Origin of the sequence: Maribacter sp. PR1 (genome assembly GCF_028464145.1) — a bacterium.
Classification (GTDB): Bacteria; Bacteroidota; Bacteroidia; order Flavobacteriales; family Flavobacteriaceae; genus Maribacter.
In genome coordinates, this window is record NZ_JAQPCG010000007.1 from 236,974 (window position 1) to 257,067 (window position 20,094).

The following is a 20,094-nucleotide window of genomic DNA, read 5'->3' on the forward strand; positions in this document are numbered from 1 at the left end:
TAAGGTGTAATTATAGTTTGTCTCTTTAACCAATTATCCATGAAAAGACTTTTAGCAATTATTCTTGTATTTATTTCCGTATGTACCATGTACGGGCAAGATTCGATTAAAATAAAAACTCAAGTACGTAAAACTATTGATGAGTTACAAGAATTCGTAGCTATACCCAATGATGCCTTAAATTCGGACGATATAGATACCAATATTTTATGGCTCCGAAATAAATTTAATGCCCGTGGATTCAATACTAGTATTTTGGAAACAGAAGGTCTCCCTTTATTCTTCGCCGCCTTACCCATGGACGATAACAAACCAACCATACTATTCTATATGCATTTTGATGGACAATCAGTAGACCCCTCCAAATGGAATCAAAAAGATCCTTATGTTTTAAGTCTTAAGTCCAATAAAGATGGCAAATGGGAAGAAGAATCCTTCGGTGATTTGAACGACGATATCAATTATGATTGGCGACTTTTTGGACGCTCCACATCAGATGACAAGGGACCCATCGTTATGCTCTTAAATACGATAGACCTATTAAAAGAAGATAATATCAACCTTCCTTTTAATATTAAGGTAATTTTGGATAGCGAAGAGGAAAAAAGTAGTAAACCCTTGCCCAAGGCAGTACAAGAATATAGGGAGCTATTGATGGCCGATTTTTTAATCATTAATGATGGTCCCGTTCATCCCTCTGGATTGCCAACGGTGGTCTACGGGTGCAGGGGTATCACAACGATGTCCCTTACCACTTTTGGCCCTGTAAAGCCTCAGCATAGCGGACATTATGGAAATTATGCTCCCAATCCAGGGTTTATTTTATCCCAACTATTGGCTTCTTTAAAGGACTCGGAAGGGCGTGTAATTATCCCAGGTTATTATGATGGAATTAGTTTAGATCAAACCACTCAAAATATTTTAAAAAGTGTCCCTGATGATGATTCAGCAATTAAGCAGAGACTTCAATTTAAATCGGCCGATAAAGTAGGTTCATATTACCAAGAATCTTTACAGTATCCAAGTTTGAATTTAAGAGGGTTAGGTTCTGGATGGGTTGGCGATGAGGCAAGGACCATTGTCCCCGCAACCGCAACCGCAGAATTGGATTTAAGGTTAGTTCCCGAATCTGATGGCGAACGTCTTAAAAATTTGGTAAAGGAATATATTAAAAATCAAGGTTTCTACATTACCGATTCCGAGCCTACAGAACAACAACGAATGAACAACGAAAAAATAATTATGATTACCGAAGGTTCCGTTACCGATGCGTTTAGAACAGACTTGAATAACCCATATGGTGATTTTATAGTCAAAACCTTAAAGGACCAATTTCAGCAAGATGTGGTTCAGATAAGGACTATGGGAGGTACCGTTCCAATCTCCCCATTTGTCAATGAATTAAAAATCCCAGCTTTTCTGGTCCCTTTGGTGAATCCGGACAATAATCAGCATAGTCCAAATGAAAATTTAAAAATTGGACAGATAGCTTACGGCATTAAAACTTTCTACGCTTTATTAAGTACCCCTTTTTCTGACTGAAGCATGATTTAACATCTACTAACAAAGGTTTAATGGGGCCTTAACGGAGTTTAGGTATCTTGTTTCGTATATTTTGAGTGAATCAAGAAAATAGAAACAATGGGAATAATTAAAGATAAAAAAAAGTTTAAGAGAAAACAGGAACAGGAAAATCCTACAAATCCGACTGGTAATACAAAAATCGATACGAACAAGTTTGATATTGATGAAAAGACAATAAAAGACCAGCAGAATAAAAAATAATTGTCTGAATGATCATAATTAAAAACGCCCGGTTCAAGGAACCGGGCGTTTTATTGTTTATTATTTTTTATTCAAATCTCTTACTAGTATTACTAAAAATCAATCCAATAGATATTAGTCGTTAAAAATATTATAATTTCTATTTCTTTAAATAGATAAGGAATACACCATTCCCCCCTCTTGAACCATATAAAGTTGCATCGCTTCCTTTTAGAAGTTCAATTGACCGGACCTCGATTGGATTTATGTTTGAAATATCGTTCACATAAGTATCATCCACTATGAATAAAGGTTGTGTATTACTTCCAAACGTTGATTTTCCTCTTACGACTATGTTATTCCCATTAACTACAACACCAGTAAACATTTCCCTAATTAATTGAAAAATATCTGAATAGTCCTTGAATTTTGATGGGTCGACGGTCCCTTTTTTAGGTATTCTAATTGTATACCCCATATTTTCCAGCTCCCTTTCACTAAGCTTATTATAGCTTTCATCGAACTGAAAATCTATCTTATGTTGCCCATTATAAATTGTATTTTGAATACCATGTAATTCAGAAAACATACTCAAGAATTTAGTGCTACCATCTATTCTGAATTTATAAAATCCATTTTTATTTGACCTTTCAAAGGTTTTAACCGAATCAACATATAATACAGCATTTTTTATAGGATTTCCAGCTGCATCCGTTACCACTCCTTCAATTTTAATCCTTTCAGACTTACTTTTTTGGGACTTAACTGAACAGCAAACCAAAAGACATATAAATAAATATGAATTCAATCCATTTTTAAATAGTGCCGAAAACTGCTTCATAATCTCTTGATTTATACCTATCGTAAGACCAATACTTATTATAATTTACGCAGAATTTCTACTAGCATTGATATTGCCATATAATGACCTGGTTACAATTTTCTCATATAGGTCTTTATGTTTAGTACCTTGACTAATTTTTTGCAGTGCATACTGCTGTATAACCAATAAGGGCAAAACAATATCCTCGCGGATTTTAATCGACTCCCTTGAAATGGCCTCTTTTTCCATTAATACCTCCATTCCTGATAGTTTCAATAGCATCTTCTTAGAAAGTCTAAATTCCTCCAGTAATATTTCCCAAAAAGCCCCATATTCATCATCCTCCTTCATATAACTGGTTAATTCGAAATAGCACTTGGATAAACTCATCATACTATTCATCATTAGCGCTTGGAAAAAAGGGACGTCTTCATAAAGATTTTTCACTTCCTCAAATCGGCCTTGGTCCTCCAACTTCTTAAGCGCCGTACCGATACCAAAATATCCTGGAACATTCTGTTTAAGCTGACTCCATGAACCTACGAAAGAAATAGCCCTTAAATCTGTTAGTTCCAATTTTGCCTTATTTCCTCTTTTGCCAGGCCTACTGCCAATATTGGCCTTGGTGTAATATTTTAAGGTACTCATGTTCTCCAGATAGGGCATAAATTTGTCGTGATGTTTTAAGGCATCATATTTAGAAAAACTCAACTCTGATAATTCTTCTATTAAAGCCCTGGATTCATCCGTTATACTTATTTCCTTGTCCAAAATGGCATTGGAAAGTCCCGCTGTCAATAACTGCTCACTGTTGTAAATAAATTGTTCCTTAGTTCCATAAGTACTCGTTATGGTCTGTCCTTGAATGGTCAATTGAATTTCATTATTGGCCACCTTACTTGTTTGTGCGGCATAAAAACGATGTGTTTTACCACCACCCCTTGCTGGGGGTCCTCCCCTACCATCAAAAAATATCGCATCTACACCATTATTTTCGCAGACACCGGACAGTGATTCCTTGGTTTTTAAAATTGACCAATTCGCTTTTAAGTAACCGCCATCCTTAGTACCATCAGAAAAACCAAGCATAATGGTTTGCTTGTTACCCCTATTGGCAACATGCGCTCTATATTCCTTTAAATTGAACAATTGTTGCATGGTCGCTTCAGAGTTGTCCATACCGTTCATCGTTTCAAATAAAGGTACGATATCAAAGGTGATTTTCTTATCTCCCCAACCGCACCATCTAAACAAGGCATAAACAAATAGGATACTATAAATATCCTCGGAATTACTAATTATATATCTATTGCAGCCTTCCTCTCCATTTTTTTCTTGAATGGTCTGTAACTGGGAAATATTGGCAATGGTATCCTTTACTATATCATCGTCAAAATCATTGGGAGATAATTGAAAATCTTCATGAATTAAAATTTTTATGAACTCTTCCTCCGATAATTCGGTCAAATCTTCCTCAATAAAACCTTTATGTTTTAATACTGCAGTCATCACTTTAGTATGCATACTATGATCTTGCCTAATGTCGATTGTGGCAAAATGGGTTTTAAATATTTTCACCTTATCGATGAATTTGTCTAAATCCTTCAGGTAAAGACTATTGTATTTTTCTATAAGGGCTTCCCTAATTTGCACTAACGGATTTATGATATCATCATAACCCACATCTTTAGTACTGTCGAACATAGCAGTATATAAATTGCCTCTTAATTTGTTCAAAGGCTCCTGAACCGCCTTGAAGGTGAGTTTATGCTGAAGCCTTTTCAAATCGTTGTAATAACACTTCATTAAGGTTAATCGAAGCTCGTTCATTACATCTTTCGTGATATCGGAAGTTACAAAAGGATTACCATCCCTGTCACCACCCGGCCAAAATCCTAATTTTACAATATTATGATTTTCGAATTTCTTGGAACCTGTGCTACCTTTTATATAGGAATATAAATCTCCAATAGCATCATAATATACATTTCTAAGGGTGTATATTATATTTTTGGCCTCATCTAAAGGTGTAGGTTTCTTGGCATTAATCAAGGAGGTAAGACCTAGTTGTTGTAGCGCTACATCAATTTCATCGATCCTATCTTCAAGAATTAAGGTTCTAAGGTTGGTAATAATATCAAGGACCGCCGGGGTATAAAACTGAGTAGGATGTGCGGTAAGTACAATTCTAGCGCTAAAACTGTCCAATTTATCGCCAATTTGGTCCCAGGCACCATTTCTTTCTACAAGTTGGAAATAATCCCTCAAGGATAGTGAGCTAGAATGCCTATGTAATTTTGGAAAAGCAGCATCTTCGACACTGTCATACAATACGACCTGACGCTCTACGTATTGAATGACACGAAACATAAAATCTATCTTCTCCTGCTCCGTTTCTAGACTTACAAACTTTTCAAAGAACAAATCCAATATTTCCCTTGGATTAAGTCCCTTTTTTAACCCCTTTTCAGATTGATCCATTAAAAGGGGAATCAACATTCCTACGTTCTCAATATTACTATAAGGTAAATTAAGAAATAGGCTGTTGTATACATTGAATTTATTTTCAACAGATTTTTTAAATTCCTCTAATCTTTCTGACTGCTGCATATACTAATATTATTTTTTCAGTTTATTGACCATTTTTCCATCTTTCATCCATCTATAAAGATCGATATTCTCTGGAAATGGAAAGCATGAATATGCTTAAATAACAAAATAGATTTCCTTTACCACAAAAACAACAGTTTTGACAACAATAATTAATCTTTACCAAGAAACCTGCTTAGTTTTATCTTGTAATTAATTAAATAATTTTTTCATTTTCATATAGTGTTCTCGTAAAAGAGTCTTGCCGATAAAGCAGGGCTCTTTTTAGTTTTGGAATACTATTAATTATTGAAAAAACTTACTGTATTGCAGAATCCTATAATCTATGGTATTGAAGCTTGGGTTCTTTGCTTTTAATAATTTATAGTCGGCCAAACTACCCACTGCTCTATTGGCAGCCCCAGAAGGTGCAATTAAAGAAACCGTATTCATTTTTTTCTTGGTTTTGGGATGGATAAACTCGTGAATTCTGGGTACTTGATTAAACACCAATTTTAAGGTCAGTCCATTGGCCTTTAGGTGTTTCCTGAAAAAATACTCCGGACCGTTTTTGCTATTTCCGCCAGTAAAGAGAAGGGTTTCTATATTTGGGAATCGCTCTAATTGACAAAGAAGATTCCTTAATTCAATATTTTGCATCCCTAAATCCGATGCATCCACTTTTTCCCTTTCTGCAGAAGCAACAATATCACAAATTCCAATTTTATGCTTTATTAAAAACTGCTTTCGTTGTTGAACAGCCCTTTCTGAGGTTTCAAAAAGAAGATTTAAATTGAAAATTTCATTTAAGATAGGCCATAATTGTCCGTCCCTGCTGCCATAGCAAAAATCAACATCACCAGGCTTCAATTCTCCGGTCGTAAATCTGGGAGGAGGCAAAGTACCTACAATGAGCCGAGTAGCTTCCTTAAAAAGAAAAGGTTCATAGGGGTGTATATGTTGAAACAAAACTAGTTCATTAATAGAGTTACAATCAATAGCTATTTACCCACCAATTTAGTAACTTTAAGAAGATAAATTAAATGAAAATGGGCAAGGGAGATAAAAAATCAAAAAGAGGAAAAATAGCGAATAATTCCTATGGTGCCAGACGACCGAAAAAAATCAAAAGAAAACCTACGGTAGAGGAAAAAATAAAAATCAGTAAAAAAAAGTAGCTTAATAGTCTATTCTAAAGTTGAACTGAACCTGATTCTCTTCGTCTATTCCTATTTCATAAGTATAAAATCCAATAGGCAAAGAATCGATTACATCAGTATTGGGTATGTAGCTAAAAAAACTGGAATCTGATACTATGGATAGTCCCATTTCCTCCGCTGCATTTAAGAACTCATAATATTCAGAAAATTCGCCCGCGGGAATATTCTCATAAACCGTATCCTTTTCAACAATACGAACTTCCGTAAATGAAAACTCGGTATCGTTCTTAATACGGATATTGACCATATCTACATCGTCGTCCTGATCCGTACATGATAAGAAGATACCAAAAAATACTACGCATACTACTAGAAGCCTCTTCATGAATAAAAATTTAAGGATTAGCTATACAAGCAAAACGGTAGGAACCCCAATATATTTTATCTTATAAATACGGGTTCGTTTTCCTTTAAGGTATGTTCTTGGCTAAATTCGTAGTCATCCATACTAAAACCTTTTATATCATCCAGGGTTTTCGCATTTGAGTCCAAAATATATCTCACCATAGAACCTCTGGCCTTCTTGGCAAAAAAGCTTATCACTTTTAGTTTATCATTTTTCCAATCTTTGAAAACAGGGGAAATAACGGGAACTTTTAATTCTTTTTGGTCTATAGCACTAAAATACTCGTTACTGGCGAGGTTTATAAAAAGATCCCCTTCCTGTAGTTCCTGATTTAATTCGTCTGTCAACCTCTTTTTCCAGAATTCATACAGATTTTTCTTCCTGCCCACTTTCAAAGATGTACCCATTTCCAATCGATACGGCTGTATTAAATCCAAAGGCTTTAAAATACCGTAAAGTCCTGAAAGTATTCGCAAGGAATCTTGAAGATTTTCCAATTTATTTTTTGAAATGGAGTAAGCATCCAACCCTTGGTAAACATCTCCATTAAAAGCAAAAACGGCTGGCCTGGCATTCTCTTCGTTAAAAGGAGTTTTAAAATTTTGGTTACGCTCCCAATTCAATTGTGCCAAGTTATCTGAAATTGACAAAAGTTCTGATAGCGCTTTTGGCTTTTTCTTTGCCAATATCTTGTTTAGCTTTTCAGCCTCTTCAATAAATATGGGTTGAGAAAACCAATCGGTTGGTAATTTGCTTTCAAAATCAAGTGATTTTGCCGGAGATACTACAATTTTCATAGAATATAGTTAAACCTTAATGCTTATTTGAAAAGTTTTAAGTAAATAATTGAACTGAAAACACATCGCGTTCATAACTCCAAAAATATAGGTTTTTTCTTCTAAGTAAAATAGTTGAGAACAAAGAGAATTGATAGTTATATCGATGCTATCTATGAACTTGAACTAGTGTAATTCCTCCATTTGTCTATACATGCTTCCATGTCCACAGGAACTTCGGAATCAAATTTCATTTTCTCTCCAGTGACCGGATGCACAAAGCCCAATGTTTTTGCATGTAAGGCCTGTCTAGGTAATACCTTGAAGGCATTTTCCACAAACTGTCTATATTTTGTAAATGTGGTTCCTTTTAAAATTTTATCACCCCCATAACGTTCGTCATTAAATAACGTATGACCAATATACTTCATGTGAACACGTATTTGATGGGTTCTACCCGTTTCCAATTTACACGAAACCAAGGTTACGTAGCCTAAACGCTCTAAAACTTTATAATGGGTAACAGCTTCTTTTCCATCCTCACCCTCAGGAAAGACATGCATTTGAAGTCTGTTTTTTGGGTTCCTACCAATATTACCAACAACCGTTCCTTCATCATCTTCAACATTTCCCCATACCAAGGCAATATATTCCCTTTCTGATGTTTTGTCGAAAAATTGCTTGGCCAAATGGGTCATAGCGGCTTCGGTTTTTGCAATTACCAAAAGACCGGAGGTATCCTTGTCAATTCTGTGAACTAGGCCTGGGCGCTCATTGCTATTGGTTGGCAAATTTTCGAAATGGAATATCAGAGCATTGATAAGGGTTCCGGAATAGTTCCCATGCCCTGGGTGGACCACCATCCCTGAAGGTTTATCAACAACTAATAGTGAATCATCCTCATAGACGATTTCTAAAGGAATGTCTTCAGGTACCAATAAATGTTCATGGGGAGGATGTTCAAAAAGTACCTTAACCTCATCGCCCGCTTTTACTTTGTAATTAGATTTAACAACAGTTTCATTGACCCAAACATGACCATCTTTAGCGGCTTGTTGAATCTTGTTTCTTGTGGCATTTTCAATAAAATTCATCAAAAATTTATCGACTCTCAAAGGCTCTTGTCCCTTAGAGGCCATAAATCTAAAATGCTCAAAAAGTTCGTCGTTATCTTCTTGTTCTGAATTGGTTATTGAAGTCATAATTATTCAGAGTCGGACTGTATGATGGCACTCCCGGGAATTTTTCCATTTCCACAAATCAATTCAATTTTTGAGGTTTTTGGCAATTTATCTCCAGGTTTTATGTCCTTTCCTTTATATTTTATGTAATACACCATATCTTTTCCGAGTTGGTCAATATACGTTACTCTCTGGACGTCTAGCCCAACAGCCTTTAACATGGAAGATGCATTTCTTTTCGTAACCTGTATGATTTTCGGTACAGTCACCTTTTTGTATCCCGAAGGATTGACCGTAAAATATATTTTTCGATTACTTTTTACCTTGGTACCGGCAGACGGATTCTGCTCAATAATAGAAAACCTTGGATAATCTGGATTATAATTTGCGGAATCCACTACTTCGTACCTCAAACCGGCATTCTCGACAGATTTGCGCATCTCCATAACAGACAATTTTGAAAAATCGGGAACCTCAACAAACTCACCATGGTTGGTAGTACTGTTCAACCACCTAAATACCAGAAATATTAAAACCAACGTAAGCACTAAGGCAAGTCCCAACTGTATTAGGAATGTTTTGCTCCTTAAAAAAATTAAAAAATTCTTCATTTGAATCTTTGATTGGTACAAATATAGTAAATGCCCTTGTACCAATTTGAACCATTAACAAATGGTATTAAGGACAATCTAAAGTTGATTTTTGAAAAATTCAACTACAGAAATCAATTCTTTTTTCTTTAAAGGGAATAGTACATCTTTGTAAGAGAAAAGGATACATACATAAATGAAAAAAAATATAGCAATTATAATGGGTGGCTATTCCAGCGAATATAAGATTTCCTTGAAAAGCGGAAAAGTTGTTTATGATTACCTTGATAAGGAAAAATTTAATTGTTTCCCCATACATATTTCCAAGGAGAAATGGGTTTATGTCAACCAGGAAAATGTAGAATTTCCAGTTAACAGACATGACTTTTCGATAAAAATCGAAAGTGAACTAATTCAATTCGACTGTGTTTTCAATGCAATTCATGGTACGCCAGGCGAAGATGGACTCCTACAGGCCTATTTTGAACTTTTGAACATCCCACAGACCTCTTGTAACTTTTATCAGGCTGCACTAACTTTTAACAAAAGGGATTTATTAAGTGTACTAAAACCTTATGGCATTAAATCTGCACCTTCCTACTATTTAAATAAAGGCGATAAGGTAAATACTGAAGAAATTATAAATACTGTAAAACTACCTTGTTTTGTCAAAGCCAATAAATCGGGAAGTAGTTATGGTATATCAAAAGTTTACAAAAAAGAAGATTTGCGTAAAGCCATTAAATCTGCTTATGAGGAAGATGATGAAATTATTATTGAAGGATTTTTAGATGGCACGGAAGTATCGGTTGGTGTAATTAGCTATGAAGGAGAAACAAAAGTTTTACCCATAACGGAAATTGTATCTGAAAATGATTTTTTTGATTATGAGGCCAAATATGAGGGAAAATCGAAGGAAATTACTCCTGCAAGAATTAGCAAGAGTAAGGAAGAGAAGGTTAAATATTTAGCCAAAAAAATTTATGAAGTACTAAAAATGAAAGGATTTTCAAGGAGTGAATTTATATTTATTGGGGACGAACCTTACCTACTTGAAGTAAATACAACACCAGGCCTTACAACCGAAAGTATATTACCACAACAAGCAAAACAGGCAGGTATTGACCTTCCTTCCCTTTTTGAAAATGCTATAAATGAGGTTCTTCCATAAAATGACTATTTTTAGAAAATGTAGATTTTAAATACGTATATGAGGCGAGCCATCTTTCCAGGGTCTTTTGATCCACTTACATTAGGACATCATGATATTATACTGCGAGGCATTACATTATTTGATGAACTTGTAATTGCAATAGGGAAAAACGCACAAAAGAAGTACATGTTCACCCTGGAAGAAAGAATGACTTTTATAAAAAGAGCCTTTGCTAATGAACCCAGAATTAAAGTGTTAACCTATGAAGGGCTTACGGTTGATTTTTGTAAAAAGGTGAATGCCAATTACATTCTAAGAGGCCTTCGAAACCCTGCAGATTTTGAGTTCGAAAAGGCGATAGCACACACCAATAGAAAACTTTCGGAAATAGAGACCGTATTTCTTCTTACCTCCTCAGGAAAATCCTATATCAGTTCCTCAATAGTACGAGATGTTATAAGAAACGGGGGAGATTACACGGGGCTGGTCCCAGATTCAGTCAGGGTTTCTTCGTAAGAAACTTATACACAATAATTTAGTGTAAAATACTCCTATGCTGCAAAAAACACGGCTAAATGTTCTCTTACTGCATAAAAGTTTCTAATACTTTAGATACCACAGAATTTCACTAGTTCACAACAAAATTTACATTAAATTGTAAGTCTCTGATATCTTTGTAAGAAATTACACATAAATGTTGATAGGCCCCCGGATTCAGTCCACATCTTATCTAATAAAACAGTTACCCACATTGACTGTTTTTATTGACCGCGAATTTAAAATTATGCACGCATCGGACAAATGGCTCTATACATTTGGCGAGAGAAGCAATACCATCTTTGGTCAGTGTCTTTTTAAAGTATTCCCAGAACTTAGCATTAAATGGAAGTCGGTATTAAATGAATGTTTTGAGGGAAAATCCAACCCCATGGGTGTACAAATATATGAGCAAAATGAACAGAAAAAATGGTATGAATGGTCCAACACCTGTTGGTTTGATGAAAATGAGAATATCATTGGTGCGATTATACAAATAAATGATGTAACGGAAGCCCTAAAAAATGAACTAGAGCTTGAAAAGACCAAGGTCCAGTTAAAGCAGCAATCTGAAATATCAAAAACTGGTAGATGGGAATACGATATTATTAATGACGAGATAACTTGGTGCGATATTACCAGATCCATCCATGAAGTCAGTCAAGATTATGTTCCTAGACTCGATACTGGTATCCAGTTCTATAAGGAAGGATATAGCAGAAATGCAATTTCCATGGCAATTTTTGAAGCTCAGGAAAAAGGAAAGCCATGGAGTATTAAACTTCAAATAATTACTGCAACCGGAAAAGAAAAATGGGTTTTGGCCGCTGGTAAACCTCTATATGAAAAAAGAGAACTTGTTGGTTTTACCGGAACTTTTCAAGATATAAATGAGCAGGTAGTTGCAAATATAGAAACCAAAAAGAACGAGAAACTATTAAGGACCCTGGTTGACAATTTACCACTAAACGTATATGTAAAGGACATCAACTCCAAAAAAATATTGGTTAATAAGGCGGAGTGTGAGCACTTAGGCGTTAAAAACGAGGACGAACTACTTGGGAAGGACAACTTCGATATATATGATTACGAAACCGCTAAAAGATTTACAGAACAGGATATTAAGGTAATGACCAGTTTAGTCCCAATTCTTGGAGAAGAGGTCATTAGTACAGATAAGAAAGGAAGGCAAACGACCTACCTTACCTCAAAAATTCCTTTGTTAGATGGGCAAGGCTCCTCTACTGGTCTAATAGGTATTAGCTTAGATATAACAAACATAAAACAAAAGGAGAAAGAACTAAGAAACCTTATTGATGTCACTTCATTACAGAATAAAAAACTCATCAATTTTGCCCATATAGTTTCACATAACTTGCGCTCACATACTGCAAATTTTTCTATGTTGTTGAATTTCCTTCAACACGAAGAAGATGAAGAAGAAAAAGAAACCATTCTCAACATGCTAAACAGCGCGTCCAACAATCTTTTGGATACTATTGAAAACCTAAATGAAGTCTTAGCCATAAATACGAACATAAATCTAAAAAAGAAGGATGTTAATCTTTTTGATAGTATACTAACCGTGGAGAGTAATTTGAAAGATTTTATAACTGAAAACAAGGGGGAAATAGTAAATAAAATTCCTCAAAAGCAGAGTTTAAAAGTTATTCCCCAATACTTAGAAAGTATATTGATAAATTTTATCACCAATGGAATAAAATATAAACATCCAGATAGAAATCCTGTTTTGTCCTTAAAACTTAGTTCAAATGAGGACTATAAAATATTGACGGTAACAGACAATGGTTTAGGGATTGATTTAAATAAGTACGGAAACAAACTCTTTGGAATGTATAAAACCTTCCATTCTCATGAGAATGCCAGAGGAATAGGCCTTTACGTTACAAAAAACCAGGTTGAGGCAATGGGTGGTAAAATCGAAGTTGAAAGCGAAGTTGGGGCTGGTACCACGTTTAAGATTTTCTTTAATGAAAAAAATTAAATTCATAGGAATAGTGGATGATGATCCAATAACTGTTTTTGGTATCCGCAAAATGCTAAACACCGTAGTGGATTGCGAAATTGTGGAAGCTTACCAGAACGGTAAAGTTGCTTTTGAGGCGCTCCATAAAAAATTTTCGGAAAATGAAGATATTCCTGAAGTAATATTTCTAGATATTAATATGCCCATCATGGACGGATGGCAATTTTTGGACGAATTCCTAAAACTTCCTATTAATAAAAGGATAAGAATCAATATTGTCACATCATCCATAGACCCCTTTGATAAGAAAAAGTGGGAATATTATAAGGAAAATACCCATCATCTAATTACTTTCAATAACAAGCCAATAAATAAACAGGATATTGAGGAAATTACTCAAGTAGCTTAAACCTAAAATATAGAGCTTTTAGCTACTTTTACATGGTAAGCATGGCCCATATTGGGTTTATGAATTGTCTATTACCATGAAACACGTACTTTCTTTAATCGCAATTGCAATTTTTTTATATTCCTGCGAAACGAAAACCGAGGACATCGAACTTGATTTTCCAACTACCTTCGAGACTTCACGGGGTACAGAAACAGCAACTTACGAAGAAGTAATTTCATTCTATCTTAAGTTAGCCAAGGAATTTCCTGAGGTTAATATTCAAACCATTGGAAAAACGGACAGCAATAGACCTTTACACCTTGTAACTTACAATTTAGACAGTGACTTTAATTTTAATCATATTAATAAGGATAAAACCATTCTCTTTGTCAACAATGGAATTCACCCCGGAGAAAGTGATGGTATTGATGCCACAATGCTATTATTTAGGGATTTGGCCAGTGGAAAAATCGAATCTCCAAAAAAAACTGTAATAGTCACCATACCTATTTATAATGTGGGTGGTTCTCTTAATAGAAATTCAACTTCTAGAGCGAATCAGAACGGACCAAAATCGTATGGGTTTCGAGGAAATGCACTCAATTACGACCTCAATAGGGATTTTATTAAGACGGATACAAAAAATGCCAGAACCTTTGCCCAGATATTTCATTTGGTAAATCCTGATATTTTCATTGACAATCATGTTAGCAATGGGGCAGATTATCAATATACTTTAACCCATCTTTTTACCCAACATAATAAATTAGGTGGTTCGCTTGGCAAATATGTACACGAATCGCTAATGCCCAGCCTTGAAGACTCCTTGGCCATGGCGGACTGGGATATTACTCCTTATGTGAACGTTTTCAATAAACCCCCGGAAGTTGGTTTCACCCAATTCATGGATCATCCAAGATATTCTACCGGTTACACCTCGCTTTGGAACACCCTTGGTATGATGGTCGAAACACACATGCTAAAACCCTATAAAAAGAGGGTTGAAGGCACCTACACCCTAATGAAAAAAATGATTACTATTTCAGAAAAAGAAGGGCAAAAAATCCAAGAACTTCGCAACAAAACAAATTCTGAATATGCCTTAAAAGCATACTACCCTATTCAATGGGAAATTGATAGTTCAAAATCTTCAACTTTAAAATTCAAGGGTTTTAAGGCAGATACTTTAGTTAGTGAGGTCACAGGTTTTAATCGTCTTAAATACAATCGTGAAGAACCCTTTACCAAAGATATAGTTTATTATGATTCATATAAACCCAGAGATTCGGTCAAAATCCCGGAATCATACCTTATAAAAAAGCAATGGACAAGCATTATTGACCTGCTCAACCTTAATGAGGTTGAATTCGATATGATTAAAAATGATACAATCCTAGAAGTAGAATCCTATAAAATCGAGAATTTTAACACTTATCAGAGTCCTTATGAAGGTCATTATCTGCATTACAATACCAAAGTGGTATCGAATACAGAAAATGTTTTTTTTGAAGAGGGAGATGTATTAGTGCCGACAGACCAAGATGGTATTAGATATATTTTAGAGACCTTGGAGCCGTCCGCTGTAGACTCCTTTTTTAATTGGAACTTTTTTGACACTATCCTTCAACAAAAGGAAGGGTTTTCCCCTTATGTTTTTGAAGATACTGCATACCGTTTGCTTCTGAAAGATTCTATTCTCCGTAAGGATTTCGAAGCCAAAAAATTGAATGACAAGGATTTTTCAGAAAATTGGTATGAACAATTAAGTTGGATTTTTGAACGTTCAGAATTTTATGAAAAAGCACATAACCAATACCCTGTCTATAGAATACCCAAAATCTAAAAAGACAATTTAGTCGCCTTCAAACAATATTTTGATATTCACGTAGGAATTCTGTAATGCCTTTTGAATTTTTTTTGGCCCTTTCCATTTAACTTTTACTATACCCTCTTTTTTCTCCGGCTTAAGTTTCCCAGAGTAATCCGTTTTCATGGCGTACCAATGTACTTGCTTCAAAGTGGGTGTGCCGCTATTTTTGAAAATATGATAGGTTGTCCTTAGGAAATTTTCAATTTTTAATCCTTGAACACCGGTCTCTTCCATTACTTCCCTTACTGCACAATCCTCTATGGATTCGCCCTTATCCAATTTACCTTTAGGCAAATCCCACTTATCATTTCTATAGATGAAAAGTACCTTACCTTTAGGATTGGTCACTACCCCTCCCGCAGCGACTACCAAAGGTATTTCCTGTGTGAATTTTTTTAGAATCTCCTCAGAATTAGGATGATAGATATAAGCTTCTGATAGCTTTTTTTTCTTCAGGGCCTTAATTGCTTCGTTTATGGATTCTTGATTCAATAAAAAATACTCGCCATTAGCTGTTTCTGAAAGTTTATTTGTTAAAATCAGAGGCAGTTCATTGACAAAAACTTTATACATTTGCGACATGGTTTTAAACAAAAACACGGCTAAAAAAACAGCTGAGCTTCTGCTACAAATTAATGCAATAAAATTGAAACCTGAAAATCCTTTTACTTGGGCTTCAGGATGGAAATCCCCAATATATTGCGATAATAGAATCTTACTCTCATTTCCTATCATTAGAAATTACATAAAGGATGAAATGGCGAAGCAAGTGGAGGCTATCTATGGTAGGCCTGATGTTATTGCAGGTGTAGCAACAGGTGCAATAGGAATTGGTGCTCTAGTTGCAGATGCTCTTGGGCTACCATTTATTTATGTTAGACCTGAACCAAAATCCCATGGCCGTAAAAACCAAATAGAAGGTTTTCTTGACGCCAACCAATCAGTAGTGGTTATAGAGGATTTAATTAGTACTGGAAAGAGCAGTCTAAATGCTGTTGATGCACTAAAAGCACAACAAGCGAATATTAAAGGAATGTTAGCCATATTTACCTATGGTTTTGATACCGCCACGAATAATTTTAAAACGAAAAACGTCGAGCTACATACGCTAAGTAACTATGAGTTTTTGATTGAACAAGCATCAGAAACCAATTATATAAAAGAGGAACAGCTCAATACACTAATGGAATGGAGAAAAAATCCATCAAAATGGCTACAATAAGTTATGTTTATAGAATCACCTAAGGCAGTCGTAACCAAAAGCAAAGAGGAGACCTTTAATTTTTTAAACGACCTATCCAACTTTGAAAAATTAATGCCCGAGAATATAGATAAGTTTGAAGTATTGAGCGAAAATAGATTTTTGTTCTCACTTAAAGGAATGCCCGAAATTGTTTTGGAAAAAAAAGAAGAATTACCTTATTCGAAATTGGTATTAGGTGCCGCCAGCGATAAACTCCCATTTACCTTAGCTTCGGAAATCAAAGGAATTGACGAAAATAAAACTGAGGTGGTACTCCATTTTTCTGGTGAATTCAATGCCATGATGGCCATGATGATAAAATCTCCAATAACCAATTTTATGAATACTTTATCTGCTAACCTGGAGAAAATCTAATACAATAATTTAATCTCTTTTAGGTCAAAATCTTTTAAGCTATCGTCTTCAAGTTGTACCTGTAACTTTCCGTTATTATTGACACCTCGTATAATTCCGCTAAAATTGGACCCATTTGGATTTTGAAAGGTACTTGCCAGTCCCTTGCGAAATAAATTGGACTGATAATCCTCGTAAATGGACGCATAGTTTTCTGATTCAACTTTAGCTATACTAATTTTTATATTTTGAAGAAGCTTATTAAATACTTTCTCTAAATCGAAGTCCTTTTGTGTTTGATTTTTTAAGGAGGACGCCTTGGGATTTCCGGGAAATTCGGTTTGGTTAATATTAAGACCAATTCCTATGACGACACTTTTAAGTTTGTCACCAGAGACTATGTTTTCAATCAAAATCCCACAAATCTTATAGGCACCTGACATAATGTCGTTTGGCCATTTAACCTTAACTCTCGGTATTTCTAAAGCCTTGAGTGTATCATAAACTGCTATAGAAACAGCCATATTAAAAACAAATTGCTGCTTCAAATCAAGCATCTTTGTTTTTTTTAACATACTGAAAGTTAGATTTTTACCCGGTTCAGAGTCCCATTTTCCATCCATCTGTCCCCTACCACCATATTGCCTTTTGGCCAAAACAACGGTAAAATCACCAACAACGCTATCCTTTACCATCGCTTTTAAATAGCTGTTGGTCGACTCCGTGGCATCAAGTTTGATTATTTGCATGTATACTTGCTTATAGGAAAACTTTAATCTATTGTTAAAAACTAAGCCTAAAAGAGCAAAAAAACAATAACTTTGTAGAAATTAAAACTTTTGAATGCAGAAAAGGAAAACTAGTGCAGATGAGTTAATTGCATTGATTTTACAGGGAATAGAAGAAGTAAAAGGACAAAACATAAATTTACTTGACCTAAGAGAGATTGAAAATACCGTTTGCGACTATTTTATAATATGTAATGGTACTTCCAATACGCATGTAAATGCAATCGTAGGTTCCATCCAGAAAACAGTAAGCAAAGCAAGCAAGGACAAACCTTGGCATGTTGAAGGCACAGAAAACGCCGAATGGGTTTTAATGGACTATGTGAATGTTGTGGTCCATGTTTTCCAAAAACAAATCAGGGAATTTTACGATATTGAAGGTCTATGGGGGGACGCTAAGTTCACCACCGTAGAAAGTAGCATTAATAATTAAAAAAAAATAATGGCAAAAGAGAATAGTACGAGTCCGAAAAAACCAAAATTCAGTTCTTGGTGGATCTATGGATTAGTAGCAGTGTTGCTTATAGGTTTTCAGTTGTTCAGTAGTGACGATTTAGCTAGCACTAAAAAAACAACAACATCTGAATTACAAGAGTATTTAAGAAATGGTGATGTTCAGAAGATATTGATTATCACTAATACAAATCAGGCTAAAGTATTTCTTACTGATGAAGCAATGACCAAGGAGGTTCATAAAGATGTATCCGAAAAGTCTTTTCTTCCAACTTCTGGCAATGTTCCACAATACACATTGGATTATGGTGATCTTCAGATTTTTCAAAATGAAATAACTGAAATAAAGAAGGAAAATAATCTAGACACCATTATAGAGTTTGGTAAAGAATCTACGGCTATTTTGGACTTTTTGTTATCCCTTTTACCCTTTGTTCTCATCATCGGAATCTGGATTTATTTAATGAGAAGAATGTCCGGCGGAGGCGGAGGCGGCGCCGGAGGTCAAATCTTCAACATAGGGAAATCCAAGGCAAAACTTTTTGACGAAAAAACGGACACAAGAACTTCTTTTAAGGATGTTGCCGGGTTGGAAGGTGCCAAAGAAGAAGTAGAAGAAATCGTTGAATTCTTGCGAAATCCGGATAAATATACCTCGCTTGGAGGTAAAATTCCAAAAGGTGCATTACTAGTAGGACCTCCGGGGACAGGTAAGACACTCTTGGCAAAAGCAGTTGCTGGTGAGGCCAAAGTACCTTTCTTTTCGCTATCAGGTTCAGATTTTGTTGAAATGTTCGTAGGTGTTGGGGCATCTCGTGTCAGGGACCTATTCAAACAAGCCAAGGATAAATCCCCAGCTATCATTTTCATTGATGAAATTGATGCAATTGGTAGAGCGAGAGGAAAAAACAACTTTACGGGTTCCAACGACGAACGGGAAAATACTTTGAACCAACTATTAACAGAAATGGACGGTTTCGGCACCAATACGAATGTAATTGTTTTGGCAGCTACCAACCGTGCTGATGTTCTTGATAAAGCACTGATGCGTGCCGGAAGGTTTGACAGACAGATTTATGTTGATTTACCTGACATCAGGGAACGTAAGGAGATTTTTGAAGTACACCTAAGACCTATTAAAACTTCTGAAACCCTAGACCTAGATTTCTTGGCCAGACAAACACCTGGATTTTCTGGAGCCGATATTGCCAATGTCTGTAATGAAGCAGCATTAATTGCAGCCAGAAAAGAACAAAAAGCAGTTAATAAGCAGGATTTCTTAGATGCGGTTGACAGAATTGTTGGAGGTCTAGAGAAGAAAAATAAGATTATTACTCCAGGGGAAAAAGAAACTATTGCATATCACGAAGCTGGTCACGCAACCGTCAGTTGGATGTTAGAACATGCCGCTCCCTTGGTTAAAGTTACCATAGTGCCTAGGGGACAATCCCTTGGGGCCGCTTGGTATCTTCCCGAAGAAAGACTCATTGTGAGACCGGATCAAATGTTAGATGAAATGTGTGCTACAATGGGAGGTAGAGCCGCTGAAAAGGTAATATTCGACAAAATTTCTACTGGTGCCTTGAGCGATTTGGAAAAGGTTACCAAACAGGCCAAGGCCATGGTTACCATCTATGGTCTAAATGATACAATAGGAAATCTTACCTATTATGATTCCTCTGGGCAAGACTCTTATGGCTTTTCCAAACCCTACAGTGAAGATACTGCCAGAAAAATAGATCAGGAAATTTCAAAGATTATTGAAGAGCAATATCAGAGAGCCATTAAAGTTCTTACTGAAAATAAAGATAAACTTACGACACTCGCTAAAAGGCTATTGGAAAAAGAAGTTATCTTTAAAGAAGATTTGGAAAAAATATTTGGAAAAAGATCTTTTGACAAGGATATTTTAGAAGAAGAGAAGAAGAAATTAGAAGCTGCTGAGTCCAAAAAAGATACTGAAGAAGACGAAAAAGTAGCGGAAAATAGTTAACTATGTAATCTAAAGTGCATTTCAAAAACATACGAT

Annotated in this window: 21 protein-coding genes; 12 read left to right on the forward strand and 9 right to left on the reverse strand. The window is 35.4% G+C overall.

From position 1 onward, the window contains the following. Nucleotides 1-39 precede the first annotated feature (39 nt). Both PP182_RS15585 and PP182_RS15590 read left to right on the forward strand, forming a co-directional pair. Nucleotides 40-1,542, forward strand: coding sequence for a M20/M25/M40 family metallo-hydrolase (locus PP182_RS15585; protein ID WP_272652190.1), 1,503 nt, complete (start codon nt 40-42; stop codon nt 1,540-1,542). 99 nt (nt 1,543-1,641) lie between these two features. Further along, nucleotides 1,642-1,785 carry a hypothetical protein gene (locus PP182_RS15590; RefSeq protein ID WP_272652191.1) on the forward strand — a complete coding sequence of 48 codons (144 nt, stop codon included), beginning with the start codon at nt 1,642-1,644 and terminating at the stop codon, nt 1,783-1,785. 139 nt (nt 1,786-1,924) lie between these two features. Here PP182_RS15590 and PP182_RS15595 read toward each other — a convergent pair whose 3' ends face one another. The 3 genes from PP182_RS15595 to PP182_RS15605 all read right to left on the reverse strand — a co-directional run bounded on the left by PP182_RS15595 (nt 1,925) and on the right by PP182_RS15605 (nt 6,145). Further along, entirely contained in the window at nt 1,925-2,605 is a 681-nt protein-coding gene (locus PP182_RS15595; RefSeq protein WP_272652192.1) for a TonB-dependent receptor plug domain-containing protein, read from the reverse strand. 45 nt (nt 2,606-2,650) lie between these two features. Next, entirely contained in the window at nt 2,651-5,197 is a 2,547-nt protein-coding gene (locus PP182_RS15600; RefSeq protein ID WP_272652193.1) for a phosphoenolpyruvate carboxylase, read from the reverse strand. A gap of 285 nt (nt 5,198-5,482) precedes the next feature. Next, nucleotides 5,483-6,145: a uracil-DNA glycosylase family protein gene (locus PP182_RS15605; protein ID WP_272652194.1), complete on the reverse strand. Its 663-nt coding sequence runs from the start codon at nt 6,143-6,145 to the stop codon at nt 5,483-5,485. Nucleotides 6,146-6,225: 80 nt separating this feature from the next. On the opposite strand from PP182_RS15605, the gene PP182_RS15610 reads away from it, so the two are divergent. Then, nucleotides 6,226-6,354 (forward strand): 30S ribosomal protein THX, encoded by a 129-nt coding sequence (locus tag PP182_RS15610; protein ID WP_272652324.1) that lies wholly within the window; start codon nt 6,226-6,228, stop codon nt 6,352-6,354. 1 nt (nt 6,355) lies between these two features. Here the strand turns inward: PP182_RS15610 and PP182_RS15615 are convergent, their stop codons facing one another. The 4 genes from PP182_RS15615 to PP182_RS15630 form a co-directional block, all read right to left on the reverse strand. Further along, the gene (locus PP182_RS15615) at nt 6,356-6,721 is read right to left on the reverse strand and encodes a hypothetical protein (protein WP_272652195.1); all 366 of its coding nucleotides are present in this window, start codon (nt 6,719-6,721) and stop codon (nt 6,356-6,358) included. Between the two features lie 56 nt (nt 6,722-6,777). Then, nucleotides 6,778-7,539 carry a peroxide stress protein YaaA gene (gene yaaA, locus PP182_RS15620; protein WP_272652196.1) on the reverse strand — a complete coding sequence of 254 codons (762 nt, stop codon included), beginning with the start codon at nt 7,537-7,539 and terminating at the stop codon, nt 6,778-6,780. Nucleotides 7,540-7,691: 152 nt separating this feature from the next. After that, nucleotides 7,692-8,720 carry an RluA family pseudouridine synthase gene (locus PP182_RS15625; protein ID WP_272652197.1) on the reverse strand — a complete coding sequence of 343 codons (1,029 nt, stop codon included), beginning with the start codon at nt 8,718-8,720 and terminating at the stop codon, nt 7,692-7,694. Nucleotides 8,721-8,722: 2 nt separating this feature from the next. After that, entirely contained in the window at nt 8,723-9,310 is a 588-nt protein-coding gene (locus PP182_RS15630; RefSeq protein WP_272652198.1) for a PASTA domain-containing protein, read from the reverse strand. Between the two features lie 175 nt (nt 9,311-9,485). Between PP182_RS15630 and PP182_RS15635 the strand changes: the two genes are divergently transcribed. The 5 genes from PP182_RS15635 (at nt 9,486) to PP182_RS15655 (ending at nt 15,200) form a co-directional block, all read left to right on the forward strand. Next, nucleotides 9,486-10,460, forward strand: a complete 975-nt coding sequence (locus PP182_RS15635; protein WP_272652199.1) for a D-alanine--D-alanine ligase — start codon at nt 9,486-9,488, stop codon at nt 10,458-10,460. A gap of 39 nt (nt 10,461-10,499) precedes the next feature. Continuing rightward, a complete protein-coding gene (gene coaD / locus PP182_RS15640; protein ID WP_272652200.1) occupies nt 10,500-10,958 on the forward strand; it encodes a pantetheine-phosphate adenylyltransferase in 459 nt (152 codons plus the stop codon). 178 nt (nt 10,959-11,136) lie between these two features. Next, a complete protein-coding gene (locus PP182_RS15645) occupies nt 11,137-12,984 on the forward strand; it encodes a PAS domain-containing sensor histidine kinase (protein WP_272652201.1) in 1,848 nt (615 codons plus the stop codon). Next, nucleotides 12,971-13,375: a response regulator gene (locus PP182_RS15650; RefSeq protein WP_272652202.1), complete on the forward strand. Its 405-nt coding sequence runs from the start codon at nt 12,971-12,973 to the stop codon at nt 13,373-13,375. The genes PP182_RS15645 and PP182_RS15650 overlap by 14 nt, the downstream gene beginning before the upstream one ends. A 76-nt stretch (nt 13,376-13,451) precedes the next feature. Beyond that, on the forward strand, nt 13,452-15,200 hold the full coding sequence (locus PP182_RS15655) for a M14 family metallopeptidase (RefSeq protein WP_272652203.1): 1,749 nt from the start codon (nt 13,452-13,454) through the stop codon (nt 15,198-15,200). Nucleotides 15,201-15,209: 9 nt separating this feature from the next. On the opposite strand, the gene PP182_RS15660 is transcribed toward PP182_RS15655, so the two are convergent. Further along, on the reverse strand, nt 15,210-15,800 hold the full coding sequence (locus tag PP182_RS15660; RefSeq protein WP_272652204.1) for an NUDIX hydrolase: 591 nt from the start codon (nt 15,798-15,800) through the stop codon (nt 15,210-15,212). 7 nt (nt 15,801-15,807) lie between these two features. Between PP182_RS15660 and pyrE the strand changes: the two genes are divergently transcribed. Further along, nucleotides 15,808-16,449, forward strand: coding sequence for an orotate phosphoribosyltransferase (gene pyrE / locus PP182_RS15665; protein ID WP_272652205.1), 642 nt, complete (start codon nt 15,808-15,810; stop codon nt 16,447-16,449). Nucleotides 16,450-16,452: 3 nt separating this feature from the next. Then, entirely contained in the window at nt 16,453-16,845 is a 393-nt protein-coding gene (locus PP182_RS15670) for an SRPBCC family protein (RefSeq protein ID WP_272652206.1), read from the forward strand. On the opposite strand, the gene PP182_RS15675 is transcribed toward PP182_RS15670, so the two are convergent. Next, complete coding sequence (locus tag PP182_RS15675) at nt 16,842-17,573, reverse strand: biotin--[acetyl-CoA-carboxylase] ligase (protein ID WP_272652207.1); 732 nt, start codon at nt 17,571-17,573, stop codon at nt 16,842-16,844. The two genes, PP182_RS15670 and PP182_RS15675, sit on opposite strands and share 4 nt — an antisense overlap. 94 nt (nt 17,574-17,667) lie before the next feature. Here PP182_RS15675 and rsfS point away from each other — a divergent pair, with 94 nt between their 5' ends. Together rsfS and ftsH are read left to right on the forward strand one after the other, a co-directional pair. Beyond that, a complete protein-coding gene (gene rsfS, locus PP182_RS15680) occupies nt 17,668-18,045 on the forward strand; it encodes a ribosome silencing factor (RefSeq protein ID WP_272652208.1) in 378 nt (125 codons plus the stop codon). Nucleotides 18,046-18,054: 9 nt separating this feature from the next. After that, a complete protein-coding gene (gene ftsH, locus PP182_RS15685) occupies nt 18,055-20,058 on the forward strand; it encodes an ATP-dependent zinc metalloprotease FtsH (protein ID WP_272652209.1) in 2,004 nt (667 codons plus the stop codon). Nucleotides 20,059-20,094: the final 36 nt, after the last annotated feature.